This window comes from Candidatus Moraniibacteriota bacterium (assembly GCA_016699875.1).
In the GTDB taxonomy this organism is placed as follows: domain Bacteria; phylum Patescibacteriota; class Minisyncoccia; order Moranbacterales; family UBA1568.
This window is the reverse complement of the sequence record CP064989.1, coordinates 128,326-148,302: the sequence shown is the minus strand read 5'-3', so window position 1 is coordinate 148,302 and position 19,977 is coordinate 128,326. Positions and strand designations below refer to the sequence as shown.

The following is a 19,977-nucleotide window of genomic DNA, read 5'->3' as shown; positions in this document are numbered from 1 at the left end:
ATGCCAACGCTGAAGCTGACAAAAAAATACGATCGCTATCCCAAGTATAAAAACTCGGGTGCGGAGTGGGTTGGTGAGATGCCTGCTGAGTGGGACGCTAAAAAGCTGTACTCGCAGTTTGATTTTCGTAACGATAAGGTAAGTGATGAGGACTATGAAGCACTCTCTGTGACGTACGGCGGCGTGGTACCGCAAATTGAGAATGCCGCAAAATCTAATGCAGAAGGAAGTAGTCGAAAGCGAGTGAAGAAAGGTGACATTGCAATAAATGGTAGATCGGACAGGCGTGGTGCTGCCGGGTTGTCAGAATATGATGGATCGGTATCCTTGGTATATCACGTACTTAAGGCTCGAAGTGGTGAAGAAACATCGCGCTACTTTCACTACCTCATACGAAGCGCAATTTTTGGTGATGAGTTCTATCGATGGGGACGTGGCATTGTCGATGACCTTTGGACAACACGTTCAAATGAAATGAAGCGCATTATCATACCTGTACCCTCGACAGTAGATCGAGAAAAGATTGCCGCATACCTCGACGAAAAGACGGCGCTCGTCGACGCGATCATTGAGAAGAAAAAGAAGCAGATCGAGCTTCTGCGCGAAAAACGCGCCGCCATCATCAACCGCGCGGTGACAAGTGTGGATGGTGAGACGATTCGACTAAGACATCATGTATTGGTGAATCCAAGTAAGCGGGAAGTACCAAAACTCGATCCAAATAACATCGTTGCTTTTCTTCCAATGGAAGCAGTTTCAGAAACTGGTGTGGTGACGTCGCAGGAGCGTAAGTACGGTGACGTAAAAGACGGCTTCACGTATTTCAAAGATGGAGATGTGGTCTTGGCAAAAATTACGCCGTGCTATGAAAATGGAAAAGCTGCCGTGATAAGAGGTTTGAATGGTGGGTTTGGTTTTGGCACAACAGAGTTCTTGGTACTTCGGTCTGATGAGTCAATTCTGCCAGAATACTTATATTACATTGTCTATGCTGATAACTTTCGAAAGCATGGTGAAATTGAGATGCGCGGATCGGCAGGACAAAAACGAGTTTCGGACAAGTTTGTACGGAACTACCAACTGAAACTCCCCTCTATTGATGTGCAACAAGAAATTGTAAGCCATCTCTTAGAAAGACTGATGCTCATTGATCAGATCATGACCAATGTCGAAAAGTCGACAACCCTATTACAAGAATTCAAATCCGCCCTCATCTCGCATGTGGTGACGGGGAAGGTGAGGGTGTAAATCACAAATATGTCTACAAATCAAAAATTATTGTCTGCGGTTCGTACGGTCGGTATTCTCAAACCAAAATTTAATCCTGTAGCAAAAGGGTTTGACTCGCCACGCCTTGAGGTTAATGGCACGGGTTTCTGGATCGATAATGGATCCTTTATTACGTGCGCCCATGTGGTCGAAAACCTTCTGAACCAGCCAATTGAAATTACAGGCATTCTTGTTGTTGGGGGAAATTTGAAACCGTATCGGAAAGCGACTGTTAGTGTTTTGGATTATAAGCATGATCTCGCGATTCTTAATATCGAACCAAACGATGATGATGACGTTAAGTTGCTCGAACACGAGGTTTTGGAGGGTCTCGAGATATGTTCCGAACATCTTGATGTTGGTGAAAAGATTGCTTACGCGGGATTTCCGTTTGGTACACAATTGCTCAATGAAAAACATTCACCTTCGTATGCAGAAGGTGTAATAGGTAATGATGTGAACGACGAAGGAGCGGGTTTTAAAACAATTCAGATATCGGGTCCGATTGTGGGAGGATATAGTGGTGCCCCAATCGTGATGAGAAAGAACTTTCAAAAGGTCGTAGGAGTGGTGTCGCATTCGCCTTCTCTTGAAGTAGGTCCAGCAAGTATCTTTCGAAGTATACATTGGAAGCATATCAATGAGTTAACGGAGCTTGATAAATCATAGTACTATGTCCGATTTACGAACAAACACCAAAGAAATAGGATTTGAAGAATTCATTGAGCATGAGCTCGTGGAGAAGCATGGGTATCGTATTCGTAGCCCGCGCGAGCATTATGATAAACGGCTTGCGATGGATGCCGGACTTTTGCTGGAGTTCGTGCGAACTACGCAGTCGGATGAGTGGCAGGTGCTTGAGGGGCAGTATGGTGCCGATGTGCAAGAGCGATTTTTGGAGCGGGTGGATGAAGAGATTGCGAGTCAAGGGCTTTTGAAAGTGCTTCGAGAGGGAGTGAAAGATCGCGGAGTGACGGTCAGGCTTATGTATGCCGAGCCGCAGACGAGCATGAACCCGGATGCGCAGAAAGATTTTGATGCGAATATTTTGAGCGTGGTGCGCCAGCTCAAATACAGTGAGCAGAATGAGAGCTCGATTGACATGGTGCTGTTTTTGAACGGATTGCCACTCTTTACTACCGAGCTTAAGAATCAGTTCACGGGGCAAAATGTTTTGAATGCCGTGCGACAATATCAGGCCGATCGCGATCCGAAAGAGAAACTTTTGTCATTCAAGCGTTGCCTCACGCACTTTGCGGTTGATGCCGAACAGATACTCATGAGCACCAAGCTCTCGGGACTCAAGACATATTTCTTGCCGTTTAACAAAGGATACAAAGAGAGCGCAGGCAATCCTCCTGCTGATAAGAAATACAAGACGCATTACCTATGGGAGGATGTGTGGAGCAAGTCGAGCGTGCTTGATCTTGTATCGCGTTTTATACAGGATGTGTGGGAGGAAAAGGAATTGCCGAATGGTAAAAAGACAAAAGAAAATAGACTCATCTTTCCGCGTTATCACCAGCTTGATACCGTGCGGCGATTGATCGCAGATGCGCGGAAGAATGGTCCGGGGTGCAACTATCTTATTCAGCACAGTGCGGGATCGGGGAAGAGCAATACGATCGCATGGGCGGCACATCGTTTGTCGGAGTTGCACGATGAGTATGATACAAAAGTATTCGATGGCGTGGTAGTGGTTACTGACCGGCGTGTGCTTGATCGACAACTTTCCGAAACGGTCGAGAGTTTTTCTCAGGTAAAAGGTGTTGTGAAGCATGTGGAGAGTTCTATTGAGCTTCGTGAGGCACTTGAGAAGGGTACGCGTATCATCACGAGTACGTTGCGGAAGTTTCCGGTGATCGTCGAGTCTATTGATGCAACCGAGGGCAGTCGCTTTGCGGTGATCGTTGACGAAGCGCACTCCTCGCAGTCGGGAGAGTCGGCCGCTGATTTGCGCGAGGTGCTGACGCTTGAAGATGCTGAGCGTGAGCAAGAGAATCGAGAAAAGGCGTTCAAGACGGTCGAGGATCGTCTCGTCGAGCGCATGAAGGCGCGCAAGGTGAAGGCGCCGAACGTAAGCTTCTTTGCGTTTACCGCCACCCCGAAACAGAAGACACTGGAGCTCTTTGGCGTGCAGAGTCTGGTGGATGGGAAATTTTACCCGTTCTCGCTGTACTCGATGAAGCAAGCGATTGAAGAGCGCTTTATTCTTGATGTACTCAAAAACTATACAACGTACGAAACGTATTTTGGACTTCTGAAGAAGGTTGAGGATGACCCGGAATTTGACAAGAAGAAAGCTGAGCGGCTTCTGGTGGGCTATGTCGAGCGACACGAGCATGCGATCGGCAAGAAAACTGAGATCATGGTTCGGCACTTTGAAGAAAAGATCGCGAAGCAAGATGGCGGCAAGGCAAAAGCGATGGTTGTTACTAAGTCGCGGCTTCATGCGGTTCGGTACAAACTGGCGTTTGACAAGTACCTCAAGGAGCAAGGCTATGATCACAAAGCGATGGTGGCATTTTCGGGTACGGTGAAAGATGATGGTCGTGAGTATACCGAAGCGCAGATGAACGGTGTACCGGAAAAGCAGACGGCGGACGAGTTTGACAAGGATGAATACAAGTTCTTGATCGTGGCGGAGAAATTCCAGACCGGATTTGATCAGCCACTTCTTATGGCGATGTATGTCGACAAGAAGCTTTCCGGCGTGAGTGCGGTACAGACACTCTCGCGACTGAACCGTATTCATCCACCGCTCAAAGAAGAAGTGTTTGTGTTGGATTTTGTGAACACAACAGATGACATAGAGAAAGCGTTCCAACCGTACTACACAACCACAATACTCTCCGAGGCAACCGACCCGAACATCTTATATAATCTTGAACGCGATGTACTCGGATACAAACTGTTTGAGACTTGCGAGATGGAGGGATTTGTAGAGATGTACATGATGGGCGCGACCCCTGATCAGCTCAATGCGGCGATGGATGCGGTGGTGGAGCGTGCGAAAGACTGGCTTGCTGAGGAACGAATGGACTTCAAGTCAAAAGCGGCGGATTATAATCGCAAGTATGCGTTTATCTCGCAGATCGTGACATTTCAAGATCCGGCGTTGGAGAAGCTATATATATTCCTCAAGTTCTTGATTAAGAAATTGCCAAGGGAAAAAGATGCGTTGCCGAAGGAGGTGCTTGAAGCGGTGGATATGGAGCTCTATCGTGTCGAGGACAAAGGCATGCGACAAATCAAACTCGCACATGAATCTGGCGAAATTGAACCGATGGGGAGCGGCGGTTCGAAGTGGGAGGTGCATGAAGAGATTGACCCACTTTCAAAGATTGTCAAAGAGATAAACGAGCGTTATGGCACGAATTTCAATTCGGACGATCGCGTGATTTTGAATGATTTGAGCGAGCGTTTAGTTGGCAATGCTGATTTGTCGGGCACTATTCGCGCCAATAGCAAAGACAGTGCCAAAATCAAATTCGACCATCTCTTCAATGATGAATTGGTGCGTATGCTTAATAGTCATTTTGAACTCTATAAAAAGCTCGACGAGAATCCTGAATTGCGAAAGTTTGTAAACGATCGAATATTTGAGCACGTGCGCGAACGAGTTCAAGAGAAAGTGTAAATGGAATCTGTGTGCTCCTCCTGCTTTGTTGGAGAATGGATAGGTTATCACTTACGGATATATTGTTGACAAAAATACCGATATACATTAAATTATTTCCACGCATATGAAGCCCTCAAACAAGCGGATTATTCTTGGTGTCGTAGCGTTGGTCTCGATTGCTGCCGCTGTGGCAGGATGGTGTGTTCTTCGTGATCGACAGTATGCACAAAGCGAACACAAGAACCCTGTTCAGTCGACAGACAATGTGGAGGATGTAGCAGTTTCAGAATCCGACGATGCTTCAACATGGAAGACATATCGGAATGAAAAATACGGATTCGAATTCAAACTGTCGGACGAGTATTCTGTTCCGGAAAATATGAAGAATCAAGTGAGGGCTGAAGGAAATGTTGTATACTTGGATCCTCAGAAAACGGAATATATGTTCAATAGCCGGAGAGGATTGAAGATTTCCGATCCTTCTCTCGGCGGAGGAGACGCTGTAGATTCTTGGGTTATCAATGTGTCGGTTTTTGATTTCTCGAAAGAATTTAGCAATAACTTTGAAGGGTGGATCGGGAAAACTCACGATGCCGATGTGGAGAGGTTTGGAGTTAATAAATTGTTCTCCGGTTCTAATGCTTGGCAAAGTGAGAATTTTATCAGCTGGGCATCGATTTGTAGTGACTATAGTGCCTTTTTCACAAATAATAAATATATTATTGAGATAAATACTTGTGGATCAAGTTATTTGTTTGATGGTAAATCAGATTATTTTTCCTCTATTTTAGGTACATTTCGATTCTTCTAGGGGCATATTAGGAATTCGAAACCCTTTGTTTTTCCATCTTGTTTCCAAAAATTTGGGGACAAGTAGAGAATCAAAGGAATGTTCTTTAACAATCTCAGGATGGCGTTATCGAAATTACTTTTCACCCTTTCTGCAAAGGAGATAGTCTATGTTTCCGAGAAGGTTTCTTGCAGTTGTGTTTCTTGTCATTATGCCGGGGCTCACATTCGCTCTTGGCGCTGACGTTCCTGATTATCGCCAGAACGGATGGTCATCTCCCGTAGATTTCCGTTCCCGTGAGTACTGCGCTCAGTTCTCTCAATACTCGGGCGATCCCGTTGGGTATGACGGACATGTTGGCGATGATATGTGTCGCGAAGTCTATACGCCAATCACTGCAATAGCTGATGGTTGTGTGGAAGACTATAGTTTAGATGCCAAGAACTATGGTGGTGTTGGAATTAAAGGCGGCGTTATACTTCTCCGTCACTATACAGATACGGGGCAGGTATTCTTTACCGTCTATGGACACGATACTCCTGATGCAGCCTATCTGGATGCTAGGAGGTGCGGGAGTAAGACGATTGTGAAGAAGGGCGAGGAAATTGCCACTGTTCATTCATACTACCAAAAGGATGGATCTCGTGCGGATCATTTACATATTGGGATTCGTCCAGATGTAAAAGATCCAGAAAAGGAATACCGAGGCAACAGTTGCTACCAATCCGATCACTGCGGTTGGGTAGAGCCTTTCAAGTTCCTCAAAGATAACCGTCCCGCCACCCTCATTCCAAAAGGTACACAGGGTTTTCATCATGTGGGAGACTATGTTCTCCAGGGGTCCAACCGATGCGATACGGCAAATGCTCGTTTCAAAATCATTGACGGATTAAAGAGTGACAACTGGATTACACAGGAGGTGAGTCAGAGCGAGGCTTGCTCGGGAGTCGAGCAGGCTATCGAGTCTACACTGCAAAGTGCGGAGAACAATGGCGGTGTCGTCAAGGTGGACGATATCGTCGATGTGAAAAAGGCGCCGTGGTGGTCATCGTGGATCAGTCCTTTGACGAGTCTGTGGCATTCACTGTTCGGACTCGCGCAAACGCCGACCGCTTTGGCTGCCGATTCGTCGATTCAACAACAGCTCACTGTCTACCGGATCGGTGAAGTCTATGAAATCCAGGGAACCAATCGGCAGGTGGTTGTCTTAACGGATGGTCCTGGTATGCATGGCGACAAAGCTATCGACTGGGGCGCCTATGCCGAAACGGATCCTACCGGCGAAGTTTTCTCACCGGCAGTTGGAGCTAATGCGGACGGAAAGCGATCCGATCTGGTTGTGACCAAACTTTGGACAGAGCGTAGTAGCGGCCATGTCTGGGATACTATCGGTTGGGGGGATACGGTGTGCTTTGTTGCCGAAAGCAAGAATGCCGGAAACAAGAATGTGTTGAAAGACATAAAGATCACTTTCTATGTCTCGAAAGGCGGATGGGGGGATAAGCATCCGAACCCGGTCGGGTCCGAAATGATACCGGCGAAGTATCTTGCCAAAGCAAGGACTGCCAAGGCAACGACAAAGCACTGTGTCAATATCCATGGCGACAATTACCCGTCCCTCTATCCGGGACACTTCAACTTCGGGGCATATATTGATCCTGACAACAAGGAGTCTGAGTCGAATGAGAAAAACAACGGGAAGGATGAACAGCCTTTCGAGTTGACGGAGAATCCGCATCTCTCCATACCACAGATATGGTTTTCCAATCCCACTGTGAAACCCGGAGAAGGGGTGACAGTCTATGTAAAGATTCGGAACGATGGAACGCCATTTGCATCGAGCAAGGTGAATACGCAGTGGCGGGTTCAGGGTCCGCAGTACGGTCCCGACCCGATTGTGATCGGTATTGACCAAACCAAGCGGGAACACTTGAGAGACGAAGGCGACGAAGCGCAGGAAGAAGTTTCGTTTGTCATGCCGACGGTCCCGGGCGACTACGTGCTCTCGGCGGAAGTTGACTACGACTTTCGCACGACGCAGTCCGATAGGGGTGGTATGACCGCTTCGCTTTTGTTTACCATTCCGGAAACAGCGGATGGTGACGAAATCGATACGGTTTCGGATCCGAGTGCTCCGGTTTCATGCCCGCTCATTACGGCGGACACCTGGGATGTATGGAGTGTTCAGCACTACTCGCCGCCGTTTGATTGGTATGAAGGGAATCGCCTGACTATTTCTCCCATCTGTTATCCGAACCAACCGGAGAGGCTCGATGTGGAACTCGGGAAAGATGGCGATGAGAATGTTCTTGTGTACAAGACGGCGTATGTGCGGAATAGCAAAATGGGTGTGGATTCGACCTTTACCGTTGAATGTTCTTCTGGTGAATTATGGGAGGACTATTGTCAGGGAGGAGCCCGACTCACTATCGCAGGTCCCCAGGTGGATACGGGCTCAACGGCGAAGCCTATGCTCATTCTCGCCTATATCTGCCATTTGGTAGACAATGTTTGGAAGTGCGGATGTCGGGATGTCGGTTGTACGGCGTCCGGCTATCAGCAGCAGGCGGCTGCTCTCGCCGAGTGATGAGTGAGTTGGTGACAGCGACGGATATGTGCTTGTAGTATTTACCCCCCGCAGACAGGATGTCTGGCGGGGGAGTTTTTTGTTTGGATGGGTATTTTTCTTTCGTTTCGAGCGAGTGGTGTGATGTCGAGCTGGAGCGCCACTGCTTTCGTGTCGGACTTGATAGTGTGGTTCGGAAATCTTTTGGAAGTCCGTGTATTGATCTGCCGGGAAGTGTTTGTTTGGACATGCTATTTTTGAGTCTCTATGTATTTCTTGAAGTTCTCAAGATAGGCTTGCCAACCAGCGCGTTGCATCTCCAGAGGGTTTTCATGTTCGGGATCGAACGATTCGGTGATACGAGTGTTCCCATTGACTTCTTCGAAAAGCACAGAGACGATGCGTCCATCAGTGATGGTATATTCGATGCGCTGATGCGGCTCGACGAGAGTGTAGACTCCTTCGAAATCAAAAGAAGCGCTGCCATCTTTGGCGAACATTTTGTGTTTGAAATGGCCCCCTATTTGCAGATCATTCTCAGTACTCTCCGCGCCCCATTCTGGCGTGGCAAATGCCCAATGAGGAATGTGTTTTGGGTCATTCCAGTATTCCCACACAGTCTTCCTTGGAGCATTAACAGTGATGCTGACTGTAATTTTTTCCATAAGCAAGAACGTTCTTTCTTAACATTGAAAACTATTTTTTCGGCTGGAGCATGCTGGCAAAATTTCCTTCGGTATCGGAAAAGGCGATGTAGAGACCGACGTTGGGGATATCTATCGGTTCGCCGAATACCTTTCCGCTCGCCTCGCGCACTTTTTGCATAGCGCTTTGGATATCGTCGACTGATATGACGATGCCGGGCTGCGGTGCATCGGGACGCTTCGGGTAAAATCCGCCATTGATGGCGCCGGGAGTTTTGATCATGTTGTTTTCATCTGTTTCAGTGGTACGTGCCATGATGTAATTTCCCATATCCTCACCAAACCGATTCATATTCCATCCAAAGGCAGTTTCATAAAATTCGGTGACGCGAGCGGCATCTTTGTAGGGCATTTCGAAATGGACGACCGGGTGCTGGTTTTTCATATGTTTACCAAAAATGTATACTCTGGTTTATTGTACCAAGATGCGATAATTAAGAAAACAATGATCGCATTGTGTGGTGTCTTGAACGGCATATGCTGGTGCGGTAAGATGGAGCTGGTACGTAATTTATATACTTCTTATGAGTCAGTCCAAATTGCATGTGTCGGTTATTGCGGGGAGTACGAGGGAAGGGCGCTTCAGCGACAAAGCGGCGCGCTGGATTGCGAGCGAGGCGGCGAAGCGATCGGGAGTGTCTGTTGAAGTACTCGATCTTCGTGATTATGAGATGCCTTTCTTCGATGATCCGGTGAGTCCGTCATACAAGAACGAACCATACGCACACGAAGCGGTTGCGCGTTTCACGGAGAAAATAGCAGCGAGTGATGTTTTTATCATGGTGACGCCCGAATATAATCACGGTACGTCCGGCGTCTTGAAGAATGCGCTTGATTGGGTATATCGGGAGTGGAACAACAAATCGGTCGGTTTTGTGAGTTACGGGAGTGTCGGTGGTGCGCGAGCGGTCGAGCAGCTTCGTTTGAATAGTATCGAGCTTCAGATGGCGCCGATTCGCGAATCGATACATATTCCCGGCGAGCGGTACTTCCCGGTGGCGATGGGCGAATCGAGTGCGGAAGAGCTCCTTACTTCGCTTGAAGGGAAAGCAAAAATATTTCTTGACCAGCTTCTCTGGTGGGGAAAGGCTCTCAAAGATGCGCGCGAATAGCTTAAGGGTATGCGCACTTTTGTGACAGTTCGCGATCGGATGCAAAGCGGCTATCGATACGAATTGACGAAACCGGAGGGGAAGCATTTTGATCTGTCCTTCAAGCCGGATCTTTCTCCGAAAGATATGCTCAAGATGGGTGTTTTTGGCGGTGTGTATATGCGGGACTGTGCGAAAGAGTTTCCGAAAGAGTGGTTCGTACGGGCGAAGTTTGCAACGGGCTGTCGAGATCCGAAACTGAACTTCTTCGGTGTGGATGCGAGTCAATCGCTTTCGGTCTGGCGGGAGAACGGATGGATTCATCCGGATGATCCGCGCGGGTGGTTTCAGTGGTACTGCCGTTACTATCGTGGTCGGCGGCACGAAGACGATTTGCGGCAAATCAATCGGTGGCGCGCCATGCGGCGGCATGCTGTGCAGATTGCAAAGCACTGTCATTGCGGCGATCTGACATGCCGTCCGCGTCAGCGCCAAGCGCTTCTCCAGTGGGCGTATGATAGTCGGAAACTGTGATATTTTGGCTTGTTTTCCGTGTTACTTCTCTTTACTGAGAAACTCCAAGTATGATCGCTTTGTGGCTTGTTGACAAAAGAGAAATCATTGGTTAGAATGCTCAGTGCTCTCAAAAAACCAGTTTTTGCAATCGGAACGGAGACGTTCGGATCGACGCGCGAAAGAAACGCTAGCATGAGGAATGACTTTCTCGAGAGACCGGTCCTTGGCTTGTGTATATTCGTCGGCGGCAATAATATCCGCCGTTTCTTTGCGCGTATTTGCATTTTCGAGTGGTTTCCTGTATAGTTCCCAGACGGGCGTTGGAGAGAGTAATGCCTTGCATTTTGTCAGTTTCCGAAAGTGATGGAAGTATTTTAGTAGCATTGCCCTTTGGGCGTATATGGGTTCGAACAAAGACAAAGAAATCATCCGTGTCGAGGGGGAAGTGATTGAGTCGCTTCCGAGCACATCATTTCGAGTGCGACTTGAAAATGGACATGAGGTGCTTGCACATATTTCCGGAAGGATGCGAGTTAATTATATCCGTTTACTTCCCGGGGATCGCGTGACGCTTGAGATGAGTCCTTATGATTTGAACCGTGGTCGCATCGTACATCGCCTCAAGTAGGGAAAATGTATCTGGGTTTAGTTTCAGTGGTTTCCTCTTTACCTCATAGCTATGAAAGTGAGAGCTTCTGTCAAAAAAATGTGTGCGCACTGCAAGGTGGTGAAGCGAAGAGGATATCTCTATGTAATCTGCACGGTCAAGAAACATAAGCAGCGGCAAGGGTAATCCCTCTTTGTTTTATCCTGATTAAGAGAGAATTTTATGGTTCGTATCGCCGGCATTAATATTCCCGATCAAAAGCGCATTGAAGTGGCGTTGACGTCTGTGTACGGTATAGGACTGGTGACAAGTCGGAAAATCTTGGAGGAATTGTCGATCAATCCCGATACTCGTTCCAAGGATCTCCTTATTGAGGACGCTAATCGTTTGCGCGACTTCATTGAGAAGAAATATCGTGTTGAAGGCGAGCTTCGACATTCTGTCAAAATGAATGTAAAGCGACTCAAAGAGATTGCCTGTTATCGAGGAGTTCGCCATCAAAAGGGTCTTCCGGTTCGCGGACAGCGCACAAAGACAAATACGCGGACTATTCGTGGCAATGTTCGAAAGACAATGGGAAGCGGTCGTCGCAAGGCTGCTGAGAAGACATAGTTCTGAAGAATGATACACCCCTTTTGATACGTGAAAAAAGAAAGATTACCTCTCCAACTGACATATTTTATGGTCGAAGAAAAGGACAAATCGGAACAATCAACTGAAGAGGTTGAGATGGCAACTGTTTCAAAGGAGGCATCTTCCGATGTCGATGCTGCGCCGACAAAGAAAAAGAAGAAATGGAAGAATCAGATCGCCCGCGGACGTGCCAGTATCCGTTGTAGCTATAACAATACCATTGTTACTCTTGCTGACATGAATGGAGCGACGCTGGCCTGGTCAAGTTCCGGGCATATGGGGTTTAAGGGTGCTAAGAAATCGACTCCCTATGCTGCGACGCAGGTAGTGAGTGAAGTTGTGGAAAAAACTCGGAAGTTTGGGCTTCAAGAGGTTGAGGTGTTTGTGCGCGGTGTCGGGAGTGGCCGGGAAGCAGCTGTCCGAGCATTGGCAAATAACGGACTGACTTTGCTCTCAATTCGCGACATTACGCCGCTTCCTCACGGAGGATGTCGTCCGCGGAAGCCACGTCGAGTATAGGTTGGACATGAGTCTCTATTTTGTTTGTAGCATGGATTATGGCGAGAAATTTAGATAAATGTAGATTGTGCCGTCGGGCTGGTGAGAAACTCTTTCTCAAGGGAGATCGTTGTTTTTCTCCGAAGTGCGCTATGGTAAGAAAGGCGTATGCGCCGGGAGTTCATGGGAAAACGGTTTCGCGGGGGCAGAGTGAGTATGGGAAGCAGCTTGCCATGAAACAGCGTATCAAGCGCATTTATGGTGTCTTGGAGAAACAATTCCGCAAACACTATGAGGACGTGAGTCGGCGGAAGGGTGTTGCCGGAGATCTTCTTCTCGCTCGCTTGGAGATGCGCTTGGATAGTGTTGTATATCGTCTGGGATTTGCCTCTTCGAGGGCTTTGGCTCGCCAGTTAGTCTCACACCGGGCATTTCGAGTAAATGGAAAGCTTCTTTCAATCCCGTCTGCGGAAATTCGTGTGGGAGATACGGTTTCAATTGCTTCTACTAAGATTGAAAAAGAATATTTCAAGAAAAAGAAAGAGGAGATACTCAACAAGAAAGATGTTCCGCAGTGGCTTGAGCTTGATGCTGCTACACTATCCGGGAAGGTAATAGGCATGCCGACTCGTACGGATATCGGTATTCATGTGGATCCTCAGGCAGTTGTTGAATATTACTCAAAATAAGTTTTTGTTTCGTTGATTTACTCTTAACCGCTTTCTCGCGCATCTCTTCCAGTTCTCTTGGTTTCCCTGGAGTTTTCTGAAGAAGAGGTGTGTCTTGGGAGGAACGGAAAACGGTATGCAGACTATATCTCTTCCGCAAGAGCCGAAATATACGGCGATCGGCGAACATTTTGGAAAATTTGAGATCGACGGATGCTATCCCGGATATGGCGCTACTCTGGGAAATGCACTTCGCCGGGTATTGTTGTCGTCTCTTGAGGGAGCCGCAATTACGTCGGTGAAGATTATGAATGTTTCTCATGAATTCTCGACGCTCCCGGGAGTGCTCGAGGATGTGGTGAAGATTATTTTGAATCTGAAGAAAGTACGTTTCCGTATCCATGGCGATGACGAGCTGGTGAAAGTGACTTTGAAGGCAAAAGGCGAAGGTGCAGTGTGTGCCGAGAAAATTCATGCCCCTTCTTCTTTGGAAGTGGTGAATGGTGGTCAACTGATTGCTACTTTGACCGACAAAAAGGCGGAACTCGAACTTGAACTTACCGTAGAACGTGGTCTTGGATATGTTGCTGTCGAACACCAGGTCCGACATGAGAAGGAGATTGGAGTTATTGCTATTGATGCTATTTATACGCCAATTGAGCGTGTCAATTACACTGTGGAGAACATGCGTGTCGGAAAGCGGACCGATTTTGATCGTATTACGCTTGAAGTTTTGACTGATGGGAGCATTACTCCCGAGGAAGCCTTCCAGCGAGCGGTGGCTATCTTGATCGGTCAGTTTTCTGCCCTGCGGAGTGCGGAAGTGTTGCAAAAGGATCGCGAGAAAGAGGGTGATGCGGAGCTTGGCATGTTCTCGTCTCGTACACGGAAGGTCTTGGAGGCATACGATGTGCGGACACTCTCTGACATAGCGGCACTCTCCGAGTCAGAAGTCCGTGACTTTTCCGGTATGGGCGAGAAAGGTTTTGAAGAGGTCAAGGAAGCTTTGCAAGCGGCAGGGCTTTCCTTTATAGTATCGGCATAATTTTCCGCGAGGAACGAGACGACTATGAATCATCAGAAATCTGGGCGAAAACTTGAACGGAATCGAAATCAGAGGCGGGCACTGGTAAAGAGTCTCGCTGAAGGCTTGGTGCTTCATGGACGTATTTGCACAACGGAAGCGCGTGCGAAAGAGATGAAATCCCGGATTGATCGATTGGTGAATCTTGCCAAAGAGGGTATCGCTGTTCCTGATCGGCGCGTGGCAACAGTTCGCCTCTTGAAACAACGGGTTTCCGGTATTACGCTGGATCGTCTGTGTGACGCTGATTTCTTGAAGAAATTCGGAAAGCGTACCAGCGGGTTCACTCGTGTTGTAAAATTGGCTCCCCGAAAGACTGATGGAGCAAAGGTTGCTATCCTTGAATTTGTCGACTAATTGTATGAAAGAGCAGTCTCAACGGAAACACTTTCTCATTGATGCGCAAGGGCAGGTTCTTGGTCGTTTGGCGACACAGGTTGCGAAGACTGTCTCTGGGAAAGGAAAAGTGGATTTTGCGCCGCATATCGACGGCGGTGACTTTGTGGTGGTAGTGAACACTGACGGCATAGTGGTAACTGGTAAGAAGCTCGAAGATAAAGTGTATCATCGCTTTAGTGGCTATCCCGGAGGGATTACATCTACTCGACTCAAGGATCAGATGAAGAAAGATTCGAGGAAAGTGCTTGAGATGGCGGTGTATGGCATGCTTCCGAAGAATAAGTTGCGGGATCGCATGATGACGCGATTACTCCTCTATCGTAACTCGGATCAAAAGCATGCTATTGATGAGACGCTTGCTCTCTAATACCCTCTAAATTTTTCTGTTCTCCTATCTCCTATGGTAACTAAGAAAGATTCTGTAAAGAAGACCGCCCGCGAGTCAAAGAACCTTGCTCTTCATGAGAAGAGTTCGGTTTCAGATCCTGTCATTGCAGTGTCGACAGACAAATATTTTTCAGGTGTCGGACGGCGAAAGACGGCGGTTGCTACGGTTCGTATTTTTGAAGATGCTTCTGATAGTGAGAGTGATGTCTCAGTAAATGGGAAATCTGTGAAAGTGTACTTCCCAACAGCTCGTCTTCAGAGTCTTCTTCTCGATCCGATTCGTGCTGTGGGATTGGAGAATAAGTTTCGCATCTCTGTTCATGTGCGTGGTGGTGGTCTTTCCGGGCAAGCGAGCGCATCCGGACTCGGCCTTGCTCGTGCTCTGGTTGTGGCAAATGTGGATCACAGGCCACTTCTCAAGGCGGGGAGCTTTTTGACTCGGGATGCCCGCAAAGTGGAGCGCAAGAAGCCTGGTCTCAATAAGGCTCGTCGTGCCCCGCAGTGGAGCAAACGATAGATATTCTTTGGCATTAGATTTTCCAGAGAAGTCCCTTCAGGGGGCTTCTTTTGTTTTCTGGTTCAGTTTGGTATACTGCTGGGACGGAGGTTTTTCTTATCTGTTATACGGCATAACGGTATGTTTCGATATACGGAACTCAAGAAAACGGATGAAAAAGTGATGTCGGCAATAGTGGGGGAAATGAAGCGGCAGGAGGAGGGATTGGAAATGATCGCATCGGAGAATTATGCATCGCGAGCGGTGATCGAGACCTTGGGGACGGTGTTTACAAACAAATACTCCGAAGGATATCCGGGGCGCCGGTATTATGGCGGACAGGAGTTTACCGATAGTATTGAGATGCTGGCGATTGATCGAGCGAAGAAACTTTTCGGCGCAGAGCACGCAAATGTCCAACCGCTTTCAGGTGCCTCGGCAAACATGTCTGCGTATGCCGCTACATTGCAACCGGGTGATACGGTGCTTGGTATGGACCTCTCTCATGGCGGGCATTTGACGCATGGGCATCCGGTGACATTCACCTCCAAGATTTTCCGATTTGTACGTTACAAGACGGAACCAGATGGAAGTATTGATTATCGGAAACTTGAGGCGCTCGCCAAGGTCGAAAAGCCGAAGTTGCTACTCGCGGGGTTTTCTTCGTATACTCGCCAGATTGACTATGAGAAGTTCGTGGCGGTTGGGAAAAAAGTGGGAGCTATCACTATGATGGACATGGCGCATATTGCCGGCTTGGTTGCAGGAGGTGTCGTGCCGAATCCGGTCGAACATTTTGATATTGTGACAACAACGACACATAAAACACTCCGCGGTCCCCGGGGCGGTATGATTCTCTGCCGAGAGAAATTTGCCAAAGCTATAGACAAAGCGGTGTTTCCGGGTGTCCAGGGGGGGCCGCATATGAATATCATTGCTGCGAAAGCGGTTGCTTTCCAAGAAGCGTCGAAAGCAGGTTTCAGAAAATATGCGGCGCACGTGCTGAGGAATGCGAAAGTACTTTCGCTTGAATTCGAACGTCGAGGGTATACTATTCTTTTTGGCGGAACGGAAAATCATATGCTTCTGCTCGATGTGTGGGGAACACTTGGTGTGAGCGGTCGAGATGCCGAAGCGCTGCTTGATGCTATTGGCATTACTATCAACAAAAATGTGATACCGGATGAGCCGAGAAGCCCGATGGATCCTTCGGGGATACGAATCGGAGTCCCGGCAATAACAACTCGAGGCATGAAAGAGCGAGAGGTGAAGAAAATCGCCGAGTGGATGGATCGAGCGCTTCGGTCGGGAGGTGATCGGGTTATCCTTCGGGAACTTCGAAAAGAGGTGTGTATCTTGTGTAAGAAATTTCCGCTTTATCGGTAAAAGAGTCTTTGAATAAACCAGGAAGATAATTTTGAATTTTCCGCTGAACTGAATTTTTAGGAGTATCGATATGGAACATGCAAACATTAAGAAGGCGATTCTTCCGGTAGCGGGATTTGGGACAAGATTTTTGCCGGCAACGAAAGCGCAGCCGAAAGAGATGCTTCCGGTAGTTGACAAACCAGTGGTGCAGTACCTGGTTGAAGAGGCGGTTGCATCTGGTATCGAAGAGATTATCTTCGTGACAGGTCGCGGGAAACGCGCGATTGAAGATCATTTCGATGTCTCCTATGAGCTTGAAGATACGCTTGTTGAAAAGAACAAGCTTGACTTATTGGAGGCGGTCCGGAAGATTTCCGGTTTGGCTAAGTTTTCTTATGTGCGGCAGCCGATTCCTTTGGGGGATGGTCATGCGCTTTTCCAGGCGGCACATTTGGTTGATGACGACGAGAGTGTCCTGGTGATTTTCGGTGATTGTATTTACGATAGTTCGATTCCGGCATCGCGCCAACTTATTGAGGCATATGCCGAATATAAGACGCCGATCATTGGACTTGCCGATATTCCGAGAGAGGAAGTGTCAAAATTTGGCGTGGTAGCTGGCGATCATATGAATGATCGCGATATCCGCATTCGAGAGATCGTGGAAAAACCATCGATTGAGGCGGCGCCAAGTACTATTGTGGCACCGGGAAAATATATTCTCACGCACGATGTGTTTCAGACGCTTTCCACTATGACAGAGGGAGAGTCGGGCGAGATACGACTTGTTGATGCTTTTAATATTATGTTGCGTGAGGGAAAGTCGATTCACGGAAGGATCCTCGATGGAGAGTGGTATGATACCGGCGATAAGTTTAATTTCCTCAAAACGACGCTACATTTCGGTCTTCAGCACCCAGAAGTAGGACCGAAGCTTCGCGATCATCTCAAACAGCTCACTCGGAATTTCTAGCATGTGTTGCGGAGCGGAAGTGTCGGTGTGAATGCGTATCATTTTCAATATTGCAGCGTGCTGTACTGAAGTATGTATTGGATATACCTCTCATTGTTTGTCCTCATCGTTCTTATTCCGAAGATTATCAACGGTGATCGGCTGTTCCTCATTGAAGATGACCAGGAATCTCTCCTTATCTTTTTTGTTGGAGCGATCGGTCTTCTAATTTATCTCTGGAAGGAGAATCAGTTGAGGTTTCAGATGCGAGAAAAACTCAAGCTTCAAAAAGAAACTTCTCGCGTTTCTCGCGATCTCGCCGATTCCTATTCGTATATTGCGGAAATCAACCGAAAAATGGAGATTGTGAAGAATATCGCGTTGGGTCTTCCTGAAACGGCATCGATTACGCCGGAGCGTCTCAAGGAAGTGTATGAATCTATTATGGAAGCGCTTGCGCTTCTCGGAAAAACCGACGTTTTCTTTCTGTGTATTGTCGATGTCCGTTCGGGCGTCATTGAGAAGAAATTCGATGTGCGCGGAAAGCGTTGTCCGGTTTTGAAATATCAGGATCTGGCTAAGCGTACGGAAACGGTGATACGAGAAGGGGACTACTGTATTATTCGATCTCCCCGACGAGTAAGAGGTTGTCTTGCTTTTATTGTGCTCCGCAAGAAGACGGGTACTGTAGAAGATCCGGAAATTTTTAAGGCGCTTGCTGCTCAGGCACTTTTCTTGTTTTCCGCCGAACAGGAGCAACTGGCTGCGAAGAAAACAGAGAAGAGGGAGGCGGCAGAGTCTGTTATTTCGAAATCATGAAAATCGGCATCGACGCTCGATTCTACGGTCCGGCTGGCAGGGGCGGTCTTGGACGATATACGGAAGAGCTTATCCGATCGCTTGAAGCGATCGATACGGAGAATGACTACATTATTTTTTTGCGCCGGGAAAATTTCGATCACTACGTTCCTGTGAATCGGCGTTTTCGGAAGGTGCTTGCGGATTTTCAGTGGTACTCTTTCGCTGAGCAGATATTCTTTCCGTTTGTGCTCTTTCGCGAGCGGCTTGATTTGATGCATTTTCCGCATTTCAATGTGCCCATTCTCTACTGGAAACCCTTTGTTGTCACGGTACATGACCTGATCCTTTTGCGCTTTCCAACGTTGCGGGCGACAACTCTGAGTCCGCTTCTATATCGTCTGAAATTCTTGGCGTATCGACTGGTTATTCGAAATGCGCTGTTTCGTTCTCGTACTATTATCACTATTTCGGAATACACCAAGCGGGATATCCTTGAGCGATATCGTGTTTCTTTTCGCAGAATAGTGGTTACCTACGAAGCAGCAAGTCCCACATGTCGGATATTGCGACATGAAGCGGCGATGCAATTTTTTATCTCAATCGGTATTTTATCCGAAGAGGATTCCAGGGCAGTGAAGAGCGGTTCATTCTATGCTACACTGAAGCCGTATGCGCTGTATGTTGGCAATGCGTATCCTCACAAGAATCTCGAGGTGTTACTGTCTGCATTCGACTCGTTTCCGGATAAGTCAGCACGTCTTATTTTGGTGGGTGGAAAGGATTACTTCTATCGCCGACTTAGGGCATACGCGAAGCGCCGGGGTATGGATAGAGTGATTTTTGCAGGAGTGGTTTCCGATACGCACCTTGATCTTTTATACCGATATGCGCGCGTTTCGGTATTTCCCTCGCTGTGTGAAGGTTTTGGACTGCCTCCGCTTGAGGCGATGGCAAAGGGATCGCCGGTTCTTGCGGCTCGTGCGACGGTGTTTCCGGAAATACTTGGTGATGCGGCGCTTTTCTTTGATCCGTACGATATACTATCTCTGCGGTCAGCACTGATATCTGTCTGGAATGATGCGGCACTTCGAGCGCTGCTTCGCAATCGGGGGTTTGCTCGGACTAGTGACTTCTCTTGGGCACGGATGGCTCGTGAGACACTTGCAGTATATCGATCGTGTTCAGAAAAACGGTAACACAAGAAAGGCTGTTTCTTACTTTGTATTTGGTTTTCAGGATCTTCCTTATCTCACAATCATGAGGACGCCTGTTGCTCAACGCATGTCGGATATTCGGGCGGTGAAGCGGAGGGCGCCTGCAATGGGTGCCTCTCTTTCAGCTCTGCCGAATAAGGCTGGTGGTATATCAAGGCCAAGGGAATATCCACCCTCTACTCTTCGGAATCGTCGCTTTTCTGGGCGAAGTCAGCCTCATCTGTTACATGTGGCTCCGGTATCAGTTTCTGGTAAACCAAGCGAGGAAATGGACGGGAAGGGGGAGCATTCGCTTGAGAGAGTGCAACATGC

The 19,977-nt window shown here is 47.9% G+C and carries 22 protein-coding genes; 20 read left to right on the top strand and 2 right to left on the bottom strand.

Features of this window, described 5'->3' with window-relative positions:
• From IPK84_00725 to IPK84_00705, 5 genes are all read left to right on the top strand, one after another.
• On the top strand, positions 1-1,248 hold the full coding sequence (locus IPK84_00725; GenBank protein QQS15878.1) for a restriction endonuclease subunit S: 1,248 nt from the start codon (positions 1-3) through the stop codon (positions 1,246-1,248).
• Between the two features lie 9 nt (positions 1,249-1,257).
• Positions 1,258-1,938, top strand: a complete 681-nt coding sequence (locus IPK84_00720; GenBank protein ID QQS15877.1) for a trypsin-like peptidase domain-containing protein — start codon at positions 1,258-1,260, stop codon at positions 1,936-1,938.
• Between the two features lie 4 nt (positions 1,939-1,942).
• Positions 1,943-4,909, top strand: coding sequence for a type I restriction endonuclease subunit R (locus tag IPK84_00715; protein QQS15876.1), 2,967 nt, complete (start codon positions 1,943-1,945; stop codon positions 4,907-4,909).
• Between the two features lie 106 nt (positions 4,910-5,015).
• The gene (locus tag IPK84_00710) at positions 5,016-5,702 is read left to right on the top strand and encodes a hypothetical protein (protein QQS15875.1); all 687 of its coding nucleotides are present in this window, start codon (positions 5,016-5,018) and stop codon (positions 5,700-5,702) included.
• A 148-nt stretch (positions 5,703-5,850) separates the two neighbouring features.
• Positions 5,851-8,268 (top strand): hypothetical protein, encoded by a 2,418-nt coding sequence (locus IPK84_00705; GenBank protein ID QQS15874.1) that lies wholly within the window; start codon positions 5,851-5,853, stop codon positions 8,266-8,268.
• Between the two features lie 230 nt (positions 8,269-8,498).
• Here the strand turns inward: IPK84_00705 and IPK84_00700 are convergent, their stop codons facing one another.
• Together IPK84_00700 and IPK84_00695 are read right to left on the bottom strand one after the other, a co-directional pair.
• On the bottom strand, positions 8,499-8,912 hold the full coding sequence (locus IPK84_00700) for an SRPBCC domain-containing protein (protein ID QQS15873.1): 414 nt from the start codon (positions 8,910-8,912) through the stop codon (positions 8,499-8,501).
• A 31-nt stretch (positions 8,913-8,943) separates the two neighbouring features.
• On the bottom strand, positions 8,944-9,336 hold the full coding sequence (locus IPK84_00695; GenBank protein ID QQS15872.1) for a VOC family protein: 393 nt from the start codon (positions 9,334-9,336) through the stop codon (positions 8,944-8,946).
• A gap of 139 nt (positions 9,337-9,475) precedes the next feature.
• On the opposite strand from IPK84_00695, the gene IPK84_00690 reads away from it, so the two are divergent.
• The 15 genes from IPK84_00690 (at position 9,476) to IPK84_00620 (ending at position 19,647) form a co-directional block, all read left to right on the top strand.
• Positions 9,476-10,063, top strand: a complete 588-nt coding sequence (locus IPK84_00690) for an NAD(P)H-dependent oxidoreductase (GenBank protein ID QQS15871.1) — start codon at positions 9,476-9,478, stop codon at positions 10,061-10,063.
• Positions 10,064-10,072: 9 nt separating this feature from the next.
• Positions 10,073-10,576: a hypothetical protein gene (locus tag IPK84_00685; protein ID QQS15870.1), complete on the top strand. Its 504-nt coding sequence runs from the start codon at positions 10,073-10,075 to the stop codon at positions 10,574-10,576.
• A 382-nt stretch (positions 10,577-10,958) separates the two neighbouring features.
• A complete protein-coding gene (gene infA, locus IPK84_00680) occupies positions 10,959-11,186 on the top strand; it encodes a translation initiation factor IF-1 (protein QQS15869.1) in 228 nt (75 codons plus the stop codon).
• A 51-nt stretch (positions 11,187-11,237) separates the two neighbouring features.
• A complete protein-coding gene (rpmJ, locus tag IPK84_00675; protein ID QQS15868.1) occupies positions 11,238-11,351 on the top strand; it encodes a 50S ribosomal protein L36 in 114 nt (37 codons plus the stop codon).
• A 36-nt stretch (positions 11,352-11,387) separates the two neighbouring features.
• Complete coding sequence (gene rpsM, locus IPK84_00670) at positions 11,388-11,777, top strand: 30S ribosomal protein S13 (protein ID QQS15867.1); 390 nt, start codon at positions 11,388-11,390, stop codon at positions 11,775-11,777.
• 117 nt (positions 11,778-11,894) lie between these two features.
• Positions 11,895-12,317, top strand: a complete 423-nt coding sequence (gene rpsK, locus IPK84_00665; protein QQS16243.1) for a 30S ribosomal protein S11 — start codon at positions 11,895-11,897, stop codon at positions 12,315-12,317.
• 38 nt (positions 12,318-12,355) lie between these two features.
• Positions 12,356-12,985 carry a 30S ribosomal protein S4 gene (gene rpsD, locus IPK84_00660; GenBank protein ID QQS15866.1) on the top strand — a complete coding sequence of 210 codons (630 nt, stop codon included), beginning with the start codon at positions 12,356-12,358 and terminating at the stop codon, positions 12,983-12,985.
• A 115-nt stretch (positions 12,986-13,100) separates the two neighbouring features.
• Positions 13,101-14,009 (top strand): DNA-directed RNA polymerase subunit alpha, encoded by a 909-nt coding sequence (locus IPK84_00655; protein ID QQS15865.1) that lies wholly within the window; start codon positions 13,101-13,103, stop codon positions 14,007-14,009.
• A gap of 24 nt (positions 14,010-14,033) precedes the next feature.
• Positions 14,034-14,405 carry a 50S ribosomal protein L17 gene (gene rplQ / locus IPK84_00650; GenBank protein ID QQS15864.1) on the top strand — a complete coding sequence of 124 codons (372 nt, stop codon included), beginning with the start codon at positions 14,034-14,036 and terminating at the stop codon, positions 14,403-14,405.
• Positions 14,406-14,409: 4 nt separating this feature from the next.
• Positions 14,410-14,814, top strand: a complete 405-nt coding sequence (gene rplM / locus IPK84_00645; GenBank protein ID QQS15863.1) for a 50S ribosomal protein L13 — start codon at positions 14,410-14,412, stop codon at positions 14,812-14,814.
• A gap of 33 nt (positions 14,815-14,847) precedes the next feature.
• Positions 14,848-15,351 (top strand): 30S ribosomal protein S9, encoded by a 504-nt coding sequence (rpsI, locus tag IPK84_00640; protein ID QQS15862.1) that lies wholly within the window; start codon positions 14,848-14,850, stop codon positions 15,349-15,351.
• Positions 15,352-15,471: 120 nt separating this feature from the next.
• Positions 15,472-16,716, top strand: a complete 1,245-nt coding sequence (locus tag IPK84_00635) for a serine hydroxymethyltransferase (protein QQS15861.1) — start codon at positions 15,472-15,474, stop codon at positions 16,714-16,716.
• 70 nt (positions 16,717-16,786) lie between these two features.
• A complete protein-coding gene (locus tag IPK84_00630; GenBank protein QQS15860.1) occupies positions 16,787-17,671 on the top strand; it encodes a UTP--glucose-1-phosphate uridylyltransferase in 885 nt (294 codons plus the stop codon).
• A 72-nt stretch (positions 17,672-17,743) separates the two neighbouring features.
• Entirely contained in the window at positions 17,744-18,469 is a 726-nt protein-coding gene (locus tag IPK84_00625; GenBank protein QQS15859.1) for a hypothetical protein, read from the top strand.
• The gene (locus tag IPK84_00620) at positions 18,466-19,647 is read left to right on the top strand and encodes a glycosyltransferase family 4 protein (GenBank protein QQS15858.1); all 1,182 of its coding nucleotides are present in this window, start codon (positions 18,466-18,468) and stop codon (positions 19,645-19,647) included. The genes IPK84_00625 and IPK84_00620 overlap by 4 nt, the downstream gene beginning before the upstream one ends.
• Positions 19,648-19,977 lie beyond the last annotated feature (330 nt).

Bases quoted from the DNA above. Each gene is read 5' to 3' on its own strand.
- IPK84_00725 (QQS15878.1), top strand. From the start codon at position 1: ATGCCAACGCTGAAGCTGACAAAAAAATACGATCGCTATCCCAAGTAT.
- IPK84_00720 (QQS15877.1), top strand. From the start codon at position 1,258: ATGTCTACAAATCAAAAATTATTGTCTGCGGTTCGTACGGTCGGTATT.
- IPK84_00715 (QQS15876.1), top strand. From the start codon at position 1,943: ATGTCCGATTTACGAACAAACACCAAAGAAATAGGATTTGAAGAATTC.
- IPK84_00710 (QQS15875.1), top strand. From the start codon at position 5,016: ATGAAGCCCTCAAACAAGCGGATTATTCTTGGTGTCGTAGCGTTGGTC.
- IPK84_00705 (QQS15874.1), top strand. From the start codon at position 5,851: ATGTTTCCGAGAAGGTTTCTTGCAGTTGTGTTTCTTGTCATTATGCCG.
- IPK84_00700 (QQS15873.1), bottom strand. From the start codon at position 8,912: ATGGAAAAAATTACAGTCAGCATCACTGTTAATGCTCCAAGGAAGACT.
- IPK84_00695 (QQS15872.1), bottom strand. From the start codon at position 9,336: ATGAAAAACCAGCACCCGGTCGTCCATTTCGAAATGCCCTACAAAGAT.
- IPK84_00690 (QQS15871.1), top strand. From the start codon at position 9,476: ATGAGTCAGTCCAAATTGCATGTGTCGGTTATTGCGGGGAGTACGAGG.
- IPK84_00685 (QQS15870.1), top strand. From the start codon at position 10,073: ATGCGCACTTTTGTGACAGTTCGCGATCGGATGCAAAGCGGCTATCGA.
- infA (QQS15869.1), top strand. From the start codon at position 10,959: ATGGGTTCGAACAAAGACAAAGAAATCATCCGTGTCGAGGGGGAAGTG.
- rpmJ (QQS15868.1), top strand. From the start codon at position 11,238: ATGAAAGTGAGAGCTTCTGTCAAAAAAATGTGTGCGCACTGCAAGGTG.
- rpsM (QQS15867.1), top strand. From the start codon at position 11,388: ATGGTTCGTATCGCCGGCATTAATATTCCCGATCAAAAGCGCATTGAA.
- rpsK (QQS16243.1), top strand. From the start codon at position 11,895: ATGGCAACTGTTTCAAAGGAGGCATCTTCCGATGTCGATGCTGCGCCG.
- rpsD (QQS15866.1), top strand. From the start codon at position 12,356: ATGGCGAGAAATTTAGATAAATGTAGATTGTGCCGTCGGGCTGGTGAG.
- IPK84_00655 (QQS15865.1), top strand. From the start codon at position 13,101: ATGCAGACTATATCTCTTCCGCAAGAGCCGAAATATACGGCGATCGGC.
- rplQ (QQS15864.1), top strand. From the start codon at position 14,034: ATGAATCATCAGAAATCTGGGCGAAAACTTGAACGGAATCGAAATCAG.
- rplM (QQS15863.1), top strand. From the start codon at position 14,410: ATGAAAGAGCAGTCTCAACGGAAACACTTTCTCATTGATGCGCAAGGG.
- rpsI (QQS15862.1), top strand. From the start codon at position 14,848: ATGGTAACTAAGAAAGATTCTGTAAAGAAGACCGCCCGCGAGTCAAAG.
- IPK84_00635 (QQS15861.1), top strand. From the start codon at position 15,472: ATGTTTCGATATACGGAACTCAAGAAAACGGATGAAAAAGTGATGTCG.
- IPK84_00630 (QQS15860.1), top strand. From the start codon at position 16,787: ATGGAACATGCAAACATTAAGAAGGCGATTCTTCCGGTAGCGGGATTT.
- IPK84_00625 (QQS15859.1), top strand. From the start codon at position 17,744: ATGTATTGGATATACCTCTCATTGTTTGTCCTCATCGTTCTTATTCCG.
- IPK84_00620 (QQS15858.1), top strand. From the start codon at position 18,466: ATGAAAATCGGCATCGACGCTCGATTCTACGGTCCGGCTGGCAGGGGC.